A 14198-nucleotide genomic window follows, 5' to 3' on the forward strand; every position below is an offset into this window, starting at 1 on the left:
CTGGACGATTTGCATGTCTAAATCCATACAGAGCAATAGCGCGGTCCTGGTTCACTTCACGCTGAAGATGGAAGATGGTTCCACCGCTGAATCTACCCGCAACAACGGCAAACCTGCGCTGTTTCGCCTCGGTGATACCTCACTTTCTGAAGGCCTCGAACAACAGCTTTTAGGTCTGAAAGAAGGCGAGAAAAAAGCCTTTTCGCTCGAGCCGGATGCTGCGTTTGGCGTGCCGTCGCCGGATCTTATCCAGTATTTCTCGCGTCGCGAATTTATGGACGCGGGCGAGCCGGAAATCGGCGCAATTATGCTCTTTACCGCTATGGATGGCAGTGAAATGCCTGGCGTGATCCGCGAGATCAACGGCGATTCCATTACCGTCGATTTCAACCATCCGCTTGCCGGGCGTACCGTTCATTTTGATGTTGAAGTGCTGGAGATCGATCCGGCACTGGAGGAAACAAATGCAGATCCTGTTGGCTAACCCGCGCGGTTTTTGCGCCGGCGTTGACCGCGCTATCAGCATTGTTGAAAACGCGCTGGAAATCTACGGCGCGCCTATTTATGTGCGTCACGAAGTGGTGCACAACCGCTATGTGGTTGAAAGCCTGCGTGAGCGCGGCGCGATCTTTATCGAGCAGATCAGCGAAGTGCCCGACGGCACGATCCTGATTTTCTCCGCGCACGGTGTTTCTCAGGCCGTTCGTAACGAAGCAAAAAGTCGCGATCTGACCGTGTTTGACGCGACCTGTCCGCTGGTGACCAAAGTCCATATGGAAGTCGCCCGCGCCAGCCGTCGTGGTGAAGAGTCGATCCTGATTGGTCATGCGGGGCATCCGGAAGTCGAAGGCACAATGGGTCAATACAGCAACCCGGAAGGGGGCATGTATCTGGTCGAGTCGCCGGAAGATGTATTGACGCTCAACGTGAAAAACGACGCTAAGCTGTCGTTCATGACCCAAACCACGCTCTCCGTTGACGATACGTCAGACGTCATTGACGCTCTGCGTAAGCGATTCCCGAAAATCGTCGGGCCGCGCAAAGATGATATTTGCTATGCCACCACAAACCGTCAGGAAGCGGTACGCGCGTTGGCTGAACAAGCTGATGTGGTGCTGGTTGTCGGTTCTAAGAACTCGTCTAACTCTAACCGTCTGGCCGAACTGGCGCAGCGTATGGGGAAAACGGCGTTTTTGATTGACGATGCGACCGATATCCAGGAAGCGTGGGTTAAAGACGTGAACTGCGTGGGCGTCACTGCTGGCGCTTCCGCGCCGGATATTCTGGTGCAAAACGTGATCAAGCGTTTGCAGGAGCTGGGCGGTGGCGAGGCAGTGCCGCTGGAAGGCCGCGAAGAGAATATCGTTTTCGAAGTGCCGAAAGAGTTACGCATCGACGCGCGAGAAGTCGAATAAAATACCCAAAATGCCAGTCACTGAATGACTGGCATTTTTTCGCTCAGGTAGTTAATCATCGCTCGCATTCTGGCTGGCATATGTTTGTTACGCGTCCAAAGAAGCCAGAGATCACCCGAATAGCTACTGATAAATTCCCATTCCGGCAGTACCTGCACGATCTCCCCACACGCCAGCGCTTCACGAGCGGTAAATAGCGGTAAGCTACCAATACCCAAATGACGTTTTACGGCATCCAGCCGCACGCCCGTATGGTTGGCGGCATAGCGTCCACGCGTTTGCACAGTTTCTGTTTTCCCATGAAGTGAAAACTTCCAGCGAGAATCGGCAGGGGTTTCACCCAATGAAATACAGCTATGCGTACGCAGATCCTGCGGATGCAGCGGTATGCCTGTCCGACGGAGATATTCTGGCGTTGCGCCAATTATATGGGTCACGGGCATCAGGGCTTTGCCATACAGGCCCGGAGACGGTGTATTAGTGATTCGTAAGGCAAGATCCACACCGTCATCAATCAGATCCATATAGCGGTCTTCAAGGCGCAGACACACATCAATTTGCGGATGACGATTGAGAAATTCCGGGATCAGTGGATGAATGACAAATCGCCCCACCGCCTTGGGCACACTCAGCGTCAGCCTTCCTTGCGCAACGGTTTGCAGACTGCTGCCAGAATCGAGTGCTTGTTTCGCTGCCTCAAGCATATCCAGTGCGTGTTCATATACCGATTTCCCGGTTTCGGTAAGCGCCAGCTTACGCGTGGTTCGATGCAGCAGTTTGCCGCCCATCTCTTGTTCCAGCCGCGAGACGCAGCGGCTCATTGCGGACGGCGTGGCACCGACAATTCGGGCAGCAGCAGAAAAGCTCCCGTGTTCAATAATGGCAACAAAGGTCGCAAGATCGGGAAGCAATGTCGCTTTCATTTGTGTTTCTCAGGCAAAAGTTCATTGTTTAAGAGGCTAATTATCAACGTTCACGTATTGAATATACTGTCATGATTAAGAGGAGAACAACCATGACAGAGCGTCTTTATTACACCAAAGATATGACAGCGGGCCGGGCGCAGATCGTGCGTTGCACCGAGGAGCAGGATGGTCGCTATGCCATTGAGCTGGATCGGACCCTTTTCCATCCACAGGGCGGTGGGCAACCGGCGGACAAAGGCTGGATAGCTGGGGTCACGGTAGAAGAGGTTGTTCAGCGTGGCGAGAATATCGTGCACATTCTGGCGCGTTCGCTTGCCAGGGGCGAAGTGGATATCCAGATCGATGCCGCAGTGAGAGATCTTCATTCCCGCTGGCATACGGCTGGTCATCTGATTGGCTATGCCGGGGAGCGCTTTGGCTGGCGTCCGGTAAAAGCTCACCACTGGCCAGGCGAAGGGCGGATCACGTTCATACCGGGTGAAGACGGTGCTGCACCCAGTGCCGACATGTTCAAAGAACGTATCGATGGCTGGCGATCCGAGAAACTCATGCGTAACGTGGAAATGGACGAAGGCCGCAGGAAAGTGTGGTTTGGCGATTTACCGGCCTATTTATGTGGCGGTACCCATATTTCCGATCTCAGTAAACTGGGAGAGGTGGAGATAAGTAACGTTAAGCAGAAAAAGGGACAGCTCATCGTGAGTTATCGCGTTCTGTGATGCTGTTCCGCTCTCGGCTCGAATCATGCCTTTTACTGATATCTCTCCCTGTTTATCATAAAATTCTAATTATCGGCGTTTTAGATGGCAGCCTTCTCAAAGGCTGGTTAATCTGAAAACGATTTACATACTTTTAACGTAAGAGAATAACTATGCATGATGCACAGGTCCGTGTCGCGATTGCGGGCGCGGGTGGACGTATGGGCCGTCAGCTGATTCAGGCTGCGCTGCAGATGGAGGGCGTTGTGCTGGGTGCGGCGCTGGAACGCGAAGGCTCTACGCTTTTGGGTACGGATGCGGGTGAGCTGGCTGGCGCAGGGCATTCAGGCGTTACGGTGCAAAGCAGTCTTGAGGCGGTTAAAGCTGATTTTGATGTGTTCATCGATTTTACACGCCCGGAAGGCACGCTGGATCATCTGGCTTTTTGTCGCCAGCACGGTAAAGGGATGATCATCGGTACCACGGGTTTTGATGATGCAGGCAAGCAAGCGATTAAAGACGCCGCACAGGATATCGCGATTGTCTTTGCTGCGAACTTCAGCGTGGGCGTCAACGTTATGCTCAAACTGCTGGAAAAAGCGGCCAAAGTGATGGGCGACTATACGGATATCGAAATTATCGAAGCGCATCACCGCCATAAAGTCGATGCGCCATCCGGAACGGCTCTGGCGATGGGCGAAGCGATTGCTTATGCACTTGATAAAGATTTAAAAGACTGTGCGGTTTATACACGTGAAGGTCACACCGGTGAACGCGTGCCGGGGACAATCGGTTTTTCAACCGTGCGTGCAGGCGATATCGTCGGCGAACATACCGCTATTTTCGCCGATATTGGTGAGAGAGTGGAGATCACGCATAAAGCCTCCAGCAGAATGACCTTCGCTAATGGCGCTGTGCGGTCTGCATTGTGGTTGAAATCGAAAGAAAACGGTCTTTTTGATATGCGAGATGTGCTTAATCTCAACGAATTATGAGTTTATTTACCCTTCGTGATGTGGTTATTGTAGTCATAATTAATTGATTACACAGGGCAATAATTTATTGCCCTTTTATTTTAACCATTCCAATTCAAATTCTATGTGTAATATGTTTTTTAATACGATTTATTCATTTTTTTTGTTGCGTTACTGTGAATTTTGACCATTTGGTCTGGTTTTTACCGTGGCACGCTGCCGAAATCAATTAAACTCCGTGTACAAACGTTTTCCTCCGTGATTTGGTTGATCTTTTTATCGATTAAGACCCTTTGTTATCACCAGGTGGCTAAAAGAATACGTAAAATATCCGTTTTCAGTTGACATTGCCCCTACAAATCCCGAGAATGCCGCCGTTTGCCGAAAATCCACTGGCAGCAAATTTGCGTTGCTTCATGACCTTGTTGTGAATTAATATGCAGATAAAGTGAGTGAATATTCTTTGGAGGGTGTTTTGATTAAGTCAGCGCTATTGGTTCTGGAAGACGGAACCCAGTTTATCGGTCGGGCCATAGGGGCAACAGGTTCGGCGGTTGGGGAAGTCGTTTTCAATACTTCAATGACCGGTTATCAAGAAATCCTCACTGATCCTTCCTATTCCCGCCAAATCGTCACCCTTACTTACCCCCATATCGGTAATGTCGGCACCAATGAAGCCGATGCTGAATCTTCCCAGGTCCATGCACAAGGTCTGATTATTCGCGACCTGCCGCTGATTGCCAGTAACTACCGCAGTACGGAGGACCTCTCTTCTTACCTCAAGCGTCACAACATCGTGGCGATTGCCGATATCGATACCCGTAAGTTGACCCGTTTATTGCGTGAGAAAGGCGCACAGAACGGCTGCATCATTGCCGGGGACAACCTTGATGCTGCGCTGGCACAGGAAAAAGCGAAAGCCTTCCCAGGCCTGAACGGCATGGATTTGGCAAAAGAAGTCACCACCTCCGAAGCATACAGCTGGACACAAGGCAGCTGGACGCTGGCGGGCGAACTGCCAGAAGCGAAGAAAGAAGATGAGCTGCCGTTCCACGTCGTCGCGTACGATTACGGCGCTAAGCGCAACATTCTGCGCATGCTGGTGGATCGCGGCTGCCGCCTGACGGTTGTTCCGGCGCAAACGCCTGCTGACGACGTGCTGAAAATGAATCCGGACGGGATTTTCCTCTCCAACGGTCCTGGTGACCCGGCGCCGTGCGATTACGCTATCGACGCAATCAAAACCTTCCTTGAAACCGATATTCCGGTATTTGGCATCTGCCTCGGCCATCAGCTGTTGGCGCTGGCGAGCGGTGCGAAAACCATCAAGATGAAGTTCGGCCACCACGGTGGTAACCACCCGGTGAAAGATATCGATAATGATACGGTGATGATTACCGCGCAGAACCACGGTTTTGCGGTTGATGAGGCGTCAATGCCTGCCAACTTGCGCGTAACGCATAAATCGCTATTCGACCAGACTCTGCAGGGTATTCATCGCACCGATAAGCCCGCGTTCAGTTTCCAGGGACACCCGGAGGCGAGCCCAGGCCCGCACGATGCCGCGCCGCTGTTTGATCACTTTATCGACCTTATTGAGCAGTACCGTCAGACCGCTAAATAATCAGGAGCCTAGAGAATCATGCCAAAACGTACAGACATAAAAAGCATCCTGATCCTTGGCGCTGGCCCGATCGTTATCGGCCAGGCCTGCGAATTCGACTACTCCGGCGCGCAGGCGTGTAAAGCCCTGCGCGAAGAGGGTTACCGCGTCATTCTGGTGAACTCCAACCCGGCGACGATCATGACCGACCCGGAAATGGCCGATGCAACCTACATCGAGCCGATTCACTGGGAAGTGGTACGCAAAATCATTGAAAAAGAACGTCCGGATGCGGTTCTGCCAACCATGGGCGGCCAGACTGCACTGAACTGTGCGCTGGAGCTTGAGCGTCAGGGAGTACTGGCTGAATTTGGCGTCACCATGATTGGTGCGACTGCCGATGCGATTGATAAAGCTGAAGACCGCCGCCGTTTCGACGTGGCAATGAAAAAAATCGGCCTCGATACCGCACGTTCCGGCATCGCGCACAACATGGAAGAAGCGCTGGCGGTTGCCGCTGACGTGGGCTATCCGTGCATTATCCGTCCTTCCTTCACCATGGGCGGGACCGGCGGCGGGATTGCCTACAACCGCGAAGAGTTCGAAGAGATTTGCGAGCGCGGTCTGGATCTTTCCCCAACCAAAGAGCTGCTGATTGACGAGTCGCTGATTGGCTGGAAAGAGTACGAGATGGAAGTGGTGCGTGATAAAAACGACAACTGCATCATCGTCTGCTCGATTGAAAACTTCGATGCGATGGGCATCCACACCGGCGACTCCATCACCGTGGCGCCAGCGCAGACCCTGACCGACAAAGAATACCAAATCATGCGTAACGCCTCGATGGCGGTGCTGCGTGAAATCGGCGTTGAAACCGGCGGTTCTAACGTACAGTTCTCCGTGAACCCGAAAAACGGTCGCCTGATTGTTATCGAAATGAACCCGCGCGTGTCACGCTCTTCCGCGCTGGCGTCCAAAGCAACCGGCTTCCCGATTGCGAAAGTGGCGGCGAAACTGGCGGTGGGTTACACCCTCGACGAACTGATGAACGACATCACCGGTGGCCGTACTCCGGCGTCGTTCGAACCGTCTATTGACTACGTTGTGACGAAAATTCCTCGCTTTAACTTCGAGAAATTTGCGGGCGCAAACGACCGCCTGACCACGCAGATGAAATCCGTCGGCGAAGTGATGGCGATTGGCCGTACTCAGCAGGAATCCCTGCAGAAAGCGCTGCGCGGCCTGGAAGTGGGGGCGATGGGCTTTGACCCGAAAGTGAGCCTGGATGACCCTGAAGCGCTGACCAAAATCCGCCGTGAACTGAAAGACGCGGGTGCCGAGCGTATCTGGTACATCGCCGATGCGTTCCGCGCGGGTCTGTCCGTCGATGGCGTGTTCAACCTGACCAACATCGACCGCTGGTTCCTGGTGCAGATTGAAGAGCTGGTGCGTCTGGAAGAGCAAGTTGCGGAAATGGGTATCACCGGACTCGACGCGGACTTCCTGCGCATGCTGAAGCGTAAAGGCTTTGCCGATGCGCGTCTGGCTACGCTTGCAGGCGTGCGTGAATCAGAAATTCGTAAGCTGCGCGACCAGTACAACCTGCACCCGGTCTACAAACGCGTAGACACCTGTGCTGCGGAATTCGCGACCGACACGGCGTACATGTACTCCACGTACGAAGATGAGTGCGAAGCGAACCCGTCAGTTGACCGCGATAAAATTATGGTGCTCGGCGGTGGTCCAAACCGTATCGGCCAGGGCATTGAGTTTGACTACTGCTGCGTACACGCCTCGCTGGCGCTGCGCGAAGACGGTTACGAAACCATTATGGTCAACTGTAACCCAGAGACAGTCTCCACCGACTACGATACCTCTGACCGCCTGTACTTTGAGCCGGTCACGCTGGAAGACGTGCTGGAAATCGTGCGCATCGAGAAGCCAAAAGGCGTCATCGTGCAGTACGGCGGCCAGACGCCGCTGAAGCTGGCGCGCGCACTGGAAGCCGCTGGCGTTCCGGTTATTGGTACCAGCCCGGATGCGATTGACCGTGCAGAAGACCGCGAGCGCTTCCAGAAAGCGGTTGACCGCCTGAAGCTGAAACAGCCTGCAAACGCCACGGTGACGGCGATTGAAATGGCCGTTGAAAAGGCAAAAGAGATCGGCTATCCGCTGGTGGTGCGCCCGTCCTACGTGCTGGGCGGCCGTGCGATGGAAATCGTCTACGACGAAGCTGACCTGCGCCGTTACTTCCAGACCGCTGTCAGCGTCTCGAATGATGCGCCAGTCCTGCTGGACCGTTTCCTTGACGATGCGGTGGAAGTGGATGTGGATGCTATCTGCGACGGCGAAACGGTGCTGATTGGCGGCATCATGGAGCACATCGAACAGGCTGGCGTTCACTCCGGTGACTCTGCGTGTTCTCTTCCGGCTTATACCCTGAGCCAGGAGATCCAGGACGTGATGCGCCAGCAGGTGCAGAAACTGGCCTTCGAGCTGCAGGTTCGCGGTCTGATGAACGTGCAGTTTGCCGTGAAAGATAACGAAGTGTATCTGATTGAAGTCAACCCGCGCGCGGCGCGTACCGTACCGTTTGTCTCTAAGGCCACCGGCGTACCGCTGGCGAAAGTGGCGGCACGCGTGATGGCGGGTCAGACGCTGGCGCAGCAGGGCGTAACGAAAGAAATTATCCCACCGTACTACTCGGTGAAAGAAGTGGTGCTGCCGTTTAACAAATTCCCGGGCGTTGACCCGCTGTTAGGGCCAGAAATGCGCTCAACCGGTGAAGTCATGGGCGTGGGCCGCACTTTCGCAGAAGCATTCGCGAAGGCGCAGCTGGGCAGCAGCTCTACCATGAGAAAACAGGGGCGCGCGCTGCTCTCCGTTCGCGAAGGCGATAAAGAGCGCGTGGTGGACCTGGCGGCGAAGCTGTTGAAGCAGGGCTTTGAGCTGGATGCCACGCACGGCACCGCCATCGTGCTGGGTGAAGCCGGCATAAACCCGCGTCTGGTGAACAAGGTGCATGAAGGCCGTCCGCACATTCAGGACCGTATCAAGAATGGCGAGTACACCTACATTATCAACACCACCGAAGGGCGTCAGGCGATTGAAGACTCCAAGCTGATTCGCCGCAGTGCGCTGCAGTACAAAGTGCATTACGACACCACCCTGAACGGCGGTTTCGCCACGGCGATGGCGCTGAATGCGGATGCCACCGAGAAAGTAATTTCAGTGCAGGAAATGCACGCGCAAATCGCGAAGTAACACGTCTCAGAATCATCCCAAAACCCGCTTCGGCGGGTTTTTTATTGCCTTTCCAGCCATTTTTGGCGGTTGCGTAGCGCGCGCGTTAGCCGCACCTTTTATGCATTCAAAATAAAAGGAGTGTGTCGTGAAACGTTCACTTGTCGTGATATCTCTGGTTTCGCTGTTGTCTGGCTGTGCGGGTTTTGCCTCTTCAGTGACCAACACGATTGATGGCATGGGCATGACGCCTGATTATGCTAAAGGGCTGCAGGACGATCTCCAGCCGCAGAAAAAGCTCACCACGCCAGTGATCAACGTGGCGGAAACCGTGCCGGAAGGGAAACTGATTGAGAAATATGACAACGGCGGCAAGAAGTTTGAGACCGTGGTGAAGAACCGCTGCTTCAATGAATACATTGATATTTACTATCCGAACGGCACGTTAAGAACGCACACACCGCTGGTGAACTGTAAGGCAGAAGGGCTTTCTCAGGGCTATACCCAGGAGGGAAAACTGCGCACCACTATTACCTTCAAGGATAGCGTCGCGAACGGCGAAGCGAAAACCTACGATGCCAACGGCAAGGTTTTACAAACAGTTATCTATAAAGATGGTTTCCCACAGAAACGTTAAGGCGCGGCATCAGAGTGTTCTGCATTTTTCCTGGCGGTCGGATATTGCCGCTAAAGTGTAGGGTCAGAAGGTAAGAAATGACGATCAACAGGGAGAACATCATGAAAAATAAACTTTTGCTGACATCCATTTTTGCAGCCGCAGCGCTCTTTACCGTAGCCGGTTGTTCATCGAATCAAGCGGTGAAAACGACCGACGGCAAAACGATTGTCACCGATGGTAAACCGCAGGTTGATGACGACACCGGACTGGTGTCCTACGAAAATGCGGAAACTGGCAAGACCGAGCAGATTAACCGCGACCAGGTGAAATCGATGGGCGAACTGAAAAACTAAGTCAGTTTTATCCATTTGCCTCGTCAATAATATTCACTATTAGCCTGTTGAATTACTGACTACACTCTTTTGTTAAAAGAGGCAGTAAAACAACAGGCTAATTGATGATCTTAATTATTTATGCGCACCCTTATCCGCGTCATTCGCACGCCAATAAGCGGATGCTTGACCAGGTAAAAGCGCTCGATGGCGTAGAAATACGCTCTCTTTACGAACTCTATCCCGATTTTAATATCGATATCGCCGCCGAGCAGGAGGCGATTTCGCGTGCCGATCTGATCGTCTGGCAACATCCAATGCAGTGGTACAGCACGCCCGCGCTGCTGAAGTTGTGGATCGACAAAGTCTTCTCCCACGGCTGGGCGTATGGGCATAACGGCCATGCATTGAAAGGCAAAAGTGTGCTCTGGGCTGTCACCACGGGCGGTGGCGAAGCGCATTTTGATATTGGCTCTCATCCTGGTTTCGACGTACTGGCGCAACCGCTCCAGGCGACCGCGCTTTACTGCGGGCTGAAATGGCTCCCTCCTTTTGCGATGCACTGCACGTTTGTCTGCGACGACGAAACGCTACAGGCTCAGGCGCGTCACTACAAACAACGCTTACTCGACTGGCAGGAGACGCACAATGGATAGCCATACGCTCATACAAGCGCTGATCTATTTGGGAGCGGCTGCTCTCATCGTGCCCGTTGCCGTGCGTCTCGGTTTAGGTTCCGTACTCGGCTACTTGATTGCAGGCTGCATTATCGGTCCGTGGGGTTTCCGCCTGGTGACCGATGCCGAGTCGATTTTGCATTTTGCTGAAATCGGCGTGGTGCTGATGCTCTTCGTGATTGGTCTGGAGTTGGATCCCCGGCGTTTGTGGAAACTGCGCGCCTCGGTCTTTGGCGGTGGGGCGTTGCAGATGGTTGCCTGTGGTGCGTTGCTGGGCGGTTTTTGCATCTTATTGGGAATGGACTGGAAAGTCGCGGAGCTGATCGGCATGACGCTGGCACTTTCGTCGACGGCCATTGCGATGCAGGCGATGAACGAGCGTAACCTGACGGTTTCCCAGATGGGGCGCAGCACTTTTTCTGTGTTGCTGTTCCAGGACATCGCGGCTATCCCGCTGGTGGCGATGATCCCGCTCCTGGCGGCAAGCGGTTCATCGACCACGCTGGGTGCCTTTGCGCTGTCGGCGCTAAAAGTCGCGGGGGCATTGGCGCTGGTGATTTTGCTCGGGCGTTATGTGACGCGCCCGCTGCTGCGCTTTGTCGCGCGTTCCGGCCTGCGCGAAGTGTTCAGCGCCGTGGCCCTTTTCCTGGTGTTTGGCTTTGGCCTGCTTCTCGAAGAGGCGGGTTTATCCATGGCGATGGGGGCGTTCCTGGCGGGCGTTTTGCTGGCGAGCTCGGAATATCGTCATGCGCTGGAAAGCGATATCGAGCCTTTCAAAGGTTTGCTGCTGGGGCTGTTCTTCATCGGTGTCGGCATGTCGGTAGACTTTGGCACGCTGGTGACGCATCCGCTGCGGATCCTCATCCTGCTGGTCGGTTTCCTGGTCATTAAAATGGGGATGCTGTGGCTGATTGCTCGCCCACTGAACGTCCCGAACAGACAGCGCCGCTGGTTTGCCGTGCTGCTGGGGCAGGGAAGTGAGTTCGCATTCGTGGTCTTTGGCGCGGCGCAAATGGCAAACGTGCTGGATCCGGAATGGGCAAAAGCGTTAACCCTCGCCGTTGCGCTGTCGATGGCCGTGACGCCGATTCTGCTGGTACTGCTGACTCGCCTCGAACAGTCGGGCAGCGAGCAGGAGCGCGAAGCGGATGAAATAGACGAAGAACAACCGCGGGTGATCATTGCCGGATTTGGTCGTTTTGGTCAGATCTCCGGTCGTTTGTTGCTCTCCAGCGGCGTAAAAATGGTGATTTTGGATCACGATCCTGACCATATCGAAACGCTGCGTAAATTCGGCATGAAAGTCTTTTACGGCGATGCCACGCGTGTCGATCTGCTGGAGTCTGCAGGTGCGGCAAAAGCGGAAGTGTTGATCAATGCGATTGACGATCCGCTCACCAACCTGCAGCTGGCAGAACTGGCGAAGGAACATTTCCCGAATCTGAAAATTATCTCGCGGGCCCGCGATGTCGATCATTACATCAAGCTGCGTCAGGCGGGTGTTGAAACGCCAGAGCGTGAGACATTTGAGGGGGCGCTCAAAACCGGGCGCATGGCACTGGAAGGTTTAGGCCTGGGGGCGTACGAAGCGCGGGAACGCGCCGATCTGTTCCGCCGTTTCAATCTGGATATGGTCGAAGAGATGGTGGAGATGGCCGACGGGGATGCTTCATCCCGCGCCGCGGCGGTAAAACGCACCAGCGCGATGCTGACGGAAATCATTAATGAGGACCGTAATCACCTGTCATTGACCCAGCGTCACGGCTGGCAGGGTACGGAAGAGGGCAAGCACACTGGCGATCCACGCGATGAGCCGGAGAGTAAACCGACGGTGTGACGTGGCGTTTCCAGCAATATTGAAAAATTTCCGCTTCTTTACTCTGGCTGTAGTCGACGAAAGATTAAGCTTTACGTATAGTGGCGGCAATTTTTTGCATCCGGGAAATTTTCAATGATCAGTCTGATTGCAGCGCTGGCGGTAGATCGCGTAATTGGTATGGAAAACGCCATGCCATGGAATCTCCCAGCCGATCTCGCGTGGTTTAAACGTACGACGTTAAACAAGCCGGTAGTGATGGGCCGCCTGACCTGGGAGTCAATTGGTCGTCCATTGCCGGGGCGTAAAAACATCGTGATCAGTAGCCAGCCTGGTACTGACGATCGTGTTGAGTGGGTTAAGTCTGTCGATGACGCGATTGCGGCCTGTGGCGACGCCGACGAAATTATGGTGATTGGCGGGGGGCGTGTGTACGAGCAGTTCTTGCCAAAAGCGCAGAAGCTGTATTTGACGCACATTGATGCGGAAGTGGAAGGGGATACCCATTTCCCGGACTACGATCCGGATGAGTGGGAATCCGTGTTCAGCGAATTCCACGATGCTGATGCGCAGAACTCACACAGCTATTGCTTCGAAGTTCTGGAACGTCGCTAAAATTGGTCTCCCTCTCCCTCTCCTGCTCGGGAGAGGGAACTTGTCCGTCAGGAGGCGACCGCCTCACCTTCTCCTAAATCCAGTTGCCGATTCGACGGCTGAATAAAGTAGGCTTTGTCTTCCCAACGCAGACAGGTCATATCGCCACCCCAGCAGCAACCCGTATCCAGCGCGTAGATATTCTCTGGCGTGCCTTTACCTTCGAGCGATGCCCAATGGCCAAACACCACGCTGTATTCATTGGTGACGGGACCCGGAATCGCAAACCACGGCTTGAGCGGTGAAGGGGCGTTTTCCGGCGTGTCTTTACAGTACATATCCAGTTGCCCGTTCGGGAAGCAGTAGCGCATCCGCGTAAAGGCGTTGGTCACGAACCGCAGGCGTGCCACACCGCTTAACTCAGGACTCCAGTTATTCGGCATATCGCCATACATCGCATCCAGGAAAAACGGGTACGAGTCACTCGCCAGCACCGCTTCTACATCGCGTGCGCACTCTTTTGCCGTTTGCAGATCCCATTGTGGCGTGATCCCGGCGTGGGCCATGACCAGCTTTTTCTCTTCGTCAATCTGCAACAAAGGCTGGCGACGCAACCAGTTGATCAGCTCGTCAGCATCGGGAGCTTCAAGCAGCGGCGTAATGCGATCTTTAGGTTTATTGCGACTGATCCCGGCAAAAACAGCCAGCAAATGCAGATCGTGATTGCCCAATACCAGGCGCACGCTGTCGCCCAGTGATTTAACAAATCGCAGCACGTCCAGCGAGCCAGGGCCACGCGCGACGAGATCGCCCGTCAGCCAGAGGGTGTCTTGTCCTGGTGTAAAATCCACCTGCTTTAACAGCGCGATCAGTTCATCGTAGCAACCGTGAACATCGCCAATGAGATATGTAGACATGTTTTAATGGATAAATGTAGGAACAGCGAGGCGGAAAACAGGGACCGCAACACGGAACGTATTGCCGTCGACATCAACCATTTCATAATGGCCCTGCATGGTACCCATCGGTGTTTCAATAACGGCACCGCTGGTATATTGAAACTCTTCGCCAGGGGCGATGTGGGGCTGTTCGCCCACCACACCTTCACCCTGGACTTCGATTTCGCGGCCATTGCCGTTGGTGATAAGCCAGTAACGCCCGAGCAGTTGCACAGGCATCCGCCCCAGATTGCGAATGGTTACGGTGTAAGCAAAAACAAAACGTTCATCGTCCGGCGTGGACTGCGATTCGATATAGACGCTTTGTACCTGAACACATACGCGGGGCGAATCGATCATGGC

14 protein-coding genes are annotated in these 14198 nt (G+C 54.1%); 11 read left to right on the forward strand and 3 right to left on the reverse strand.

Features of this window, described 5'->3' with window-relative positions; all coding sequences use genetic code 11:
* Positions 1 to 13: 13 nt before the first annotated feature.
* Positions 14 to 484: an FKBP-type peptidyl-prolyl cis-trans isomerase gene (gene fkpB / locus I6L74_RS11650; protein WP_059180161.1), complete on the forward strand. Its 471-nt coding sequence runs from the start codon at positions 14 to 16 to the stop codon at positions 482 to 484.
* Positions 465 to 1415, forward strand: coding sequence for a 4-hydroxy-3-methylbut-2-enyl diphosphate reductase (ispH, locus tag I6L74_RS11655; protein WP_059180160.1), 951 nt, complete (start codon positions 465 to 467; stop codon positions 1413 to 1415). The genes fkpB and ispH overlap by 20 nt, the downstream gene beginning before the upstream one ends.
* Before the next feature lie 17 nt (positions 1416 to 1432).
* On the opposite strand, the gene I6L74_RS11660 is transcribed toward ispH, so the two are convergent.
* Positions 1433 to 2338: a LysR family transcriptional regulator gene (locus tag I6L74_RS11660; protein ID WP_059180159.1), complete on the reverse strand. Its 906-nt coding sequence runs from the start codon at positions 2336 to 2338 to the stop codon at positions 1433 to 1435.
* A gap of 92 nt (positions 2339 to 2430) precedes the next feature.
* On the opposite strand from I6L74_RS11660, the gene I6L74_RS11665 reads away from it, so the two are divergent.
* The 9 genes from I6L74_RS11665 (at position 2431) to folA (ending at position 12918) form a co-directional block, all read left to right on the forward strand.
* Complete coding sequence (locus I6L74_RS11665; protein ID WP_059180158.1) at positions 2431 to 3060, forward strand: alanyl-tRNA editing protein; 630 nt, start codon at positions 2431 to 2433, stop codon at positions 3058 to 3060.
* Between the two features lie 152 nt (positions 3061 to 3212).
* On the forward strand, positions 3213 to 4034 hold the full coding sequence (gene dapB / locus I6L74_RS11670; protein WP_059180157.1) for a 4-hydroxy-tetrahydrodipicolinate reductase: 822 nt from the start codon (positions 3213 to 3215) through the stop codon (positions 4032 to 4034).
* A gap of 454 nt (positions 4035 to 4488) precedes the next feature.
* On the forward strand, positions 4489 to 5637 hold the full coding sequence (gene carA / locus I6L74_RS11675; RefSeq protein ID WP_059180241.1) for a glutamine-hydrolyzing carbamoyl-phosphate synthase small subunit: 1149 nt from the start codon (positions 4489 to 4491) through the stop codon (positions 5635 to 5637).
* Between the two features lie 18 nt (positions 5638 to 5655).
* Positions 5656 to 8880 (forward strand): carbamoyl-phosphate synthase large subunit, encoded by a 3225-nt coding sequence (gene carB / locus I6L74_RS11680; protein WP_059180156.1) that lies wholly within the window; start codon positions 5656 to 5658, stop codon positions 8878 to 8880.
* A 127-nt stretch (positions 8881 to 9007) separates the two neighbouring features.
* A complete protein-coding gene (locus I6L74_RS11685) occupies positions 9008 to 9496 on the forward strand; it encodes a toxin-antitoxin system YwqK family antitoxin (protein ID WP_059180155.1) in 489 nt (162 codons plus the stop codon).
* Between the two features lie 101 nt (positions 9497 to 9597).
* A complete protein-coding gene (locus I6L74_RS11690; protein ID WP_012016003.1) occupies positions 9598 to 9831 on the forward strand; it encodes a YgdI/YgdR family lipoprotein in 234 nt (77 codons plus the stop codon).
* 104 nt (positions 9832 to 9935) lie between these two features.
* Positions 9936 to 10466 (forward strand): glutathione-regulated potassium-efflux system oxidoreductase KefF, encoded by a 531-nt coding sequence (gene kefF / locus I6L74_RS11695; protein WP_059180154.1) that lies wholly within the window; start codon positions 9936 to 9938, stop codon positions 10464 to 10466.
* Positions 10459 to 12324, forward strand: a complete 1866-nt coding sequence (gene kefC, locus I6L74_RS11700) for a glutathione-regulated potassium-efflux system protein KefC (RefSeq protein WP_059180153.1) — start codon at positions 10459 to 10461, stop codon at positions 12322 to 12324. Before kefF ends, kefC begins: the two co-directional genes overlap by 8 nt.
* A gap of 114 nt (positions 12325 to 12438) precedes the next feature.
* A complete protein-coding gene (gene folA, locus I6L74_RS11705; RefSeq protein WP_059180152.1) occupies positions 12439 to 12918 on the forward strand; it encodes a type 3 dihydrofolate reductase in 480 nt (159 codons plus the stop codon).
* A 47-nt stretch (positions 12919 to 12965) separates the two neighbouring features.
* Here the strand turns inward: folA and apaH are convergent, their stop codons facing one another.
* Positions 12966 to 13814, reverse strand: a complete 849-nt coding sequence (gene apaH, locus I6L74_RS11710; RefSeq protein WP_059180151.1) for a bis(5'-nucleosyl)-tetraphosphatase (symmetrical) ApaH — start codon at positions 13812 to 13814, stop codon at positions 12966 to 12968.
* A 3-nt stretch (positions 13815 to 13817) separates the two neighbouring features.
* Positions 13818 to 14195 (reverse strand): Co2+/Mg2+ efflux facilitator ApaG/CorD, encoded by a 378-nt coding sequence (gene apaG / locus I6L74_RS11715; protein ID WP_059180150.1) that lies wholly within the window; start codon positions 14193 to 14195, stop codon positions 13818 to 13820.
* Between the last annotated feature and the right edge of the window lie 3 nt (positions 14196 to 14198).

This window comes from Lelliottia amnigena (genome assembly GCF_019047465.1).
GTDB classification, from domain to species: domain Bacteria; phylum Pseudomonadota; class Gammaproteobacteria; order Enterobacterales; family Enterobacteriaceae; genus Enterobacter; species Enterobacter amnigenus.

Coding starts and splice junctions, on each gene's coding strand:
- fkpB (WP_059180161.1), top strand. CDS start 14: ATGTCTAAATCCATACAGAGCAATAGCGCGGTCCTGGTTCACTTCACG.
- ispH (WP_059180160.1), top strand. CDS start 465: ATGCAGATCCTGTTGGCTAACCCGCGCGGTTTTTGCGCCGGCGTTGAC.
- I6L74_RS11660 (WP_059180159.1), bottom strand. CDS start 2,338: ATGAAAGCGACATTGCTTCCCGATCTTGCGACCTTTGTTGCCATTATT.
- I6L74_RS11665 (WP_059180158.1), top strand. CDS start 2,431: ATGACAGAGCGTCTTTATTACACCAAAGATATGACAGCGGGCCGGGCG.
- dapB (WP_059180157.1), top strand. CDS start 3,213: ATGCATGATGCACAGGTCCGTGTCGCGATTGCGGGCGCGGGTGGACGT.
- carB (WP_059180156.1), top strand. CDS start 5,656: ATGCCAAAACGTACAGACATAAAAAGCATCCTGATCCTTGGCGCTGGC.
- I6L74_RS11690 (WP_012016003.1), top strand. CDS start 9,598: ATGAAAAATAAACTTTTGCTGACATCCATTTTTGCAGCCGCAGCGCTC.
- kefF (WP_059180154.1), top strand. CDS start 9,936: ATGATCTTAATTATTTATGCGCACCCTTATCCGCGTCATTCGCACGCC.
- kefC (WP_059180153.1), top strand. CDS start 10,459: ATGGATAGCCATACGCTCATACAAGCGCTGATCTATTTGGGAGCGGCT.
- folA (WP_059180152.1), top strand. CDS start 12,439: ATGATCAGTCTGATTGCAGCGCTGGCGGTAGATCGCGTAATTGGTATG.
- apaH (WP_059180151.1), bottom strand. CDS start 13,814: ATGTCTACATATCTCATTGGCGATGTTCACGGTTGCTACGATGAACTG.
- apaG (WP_059180150.1), bottom strand. CDS start 14,195: ATGATCGATTCGCCCCGCGTATGTGTTCAGGTACAAAGCGTCTATATC.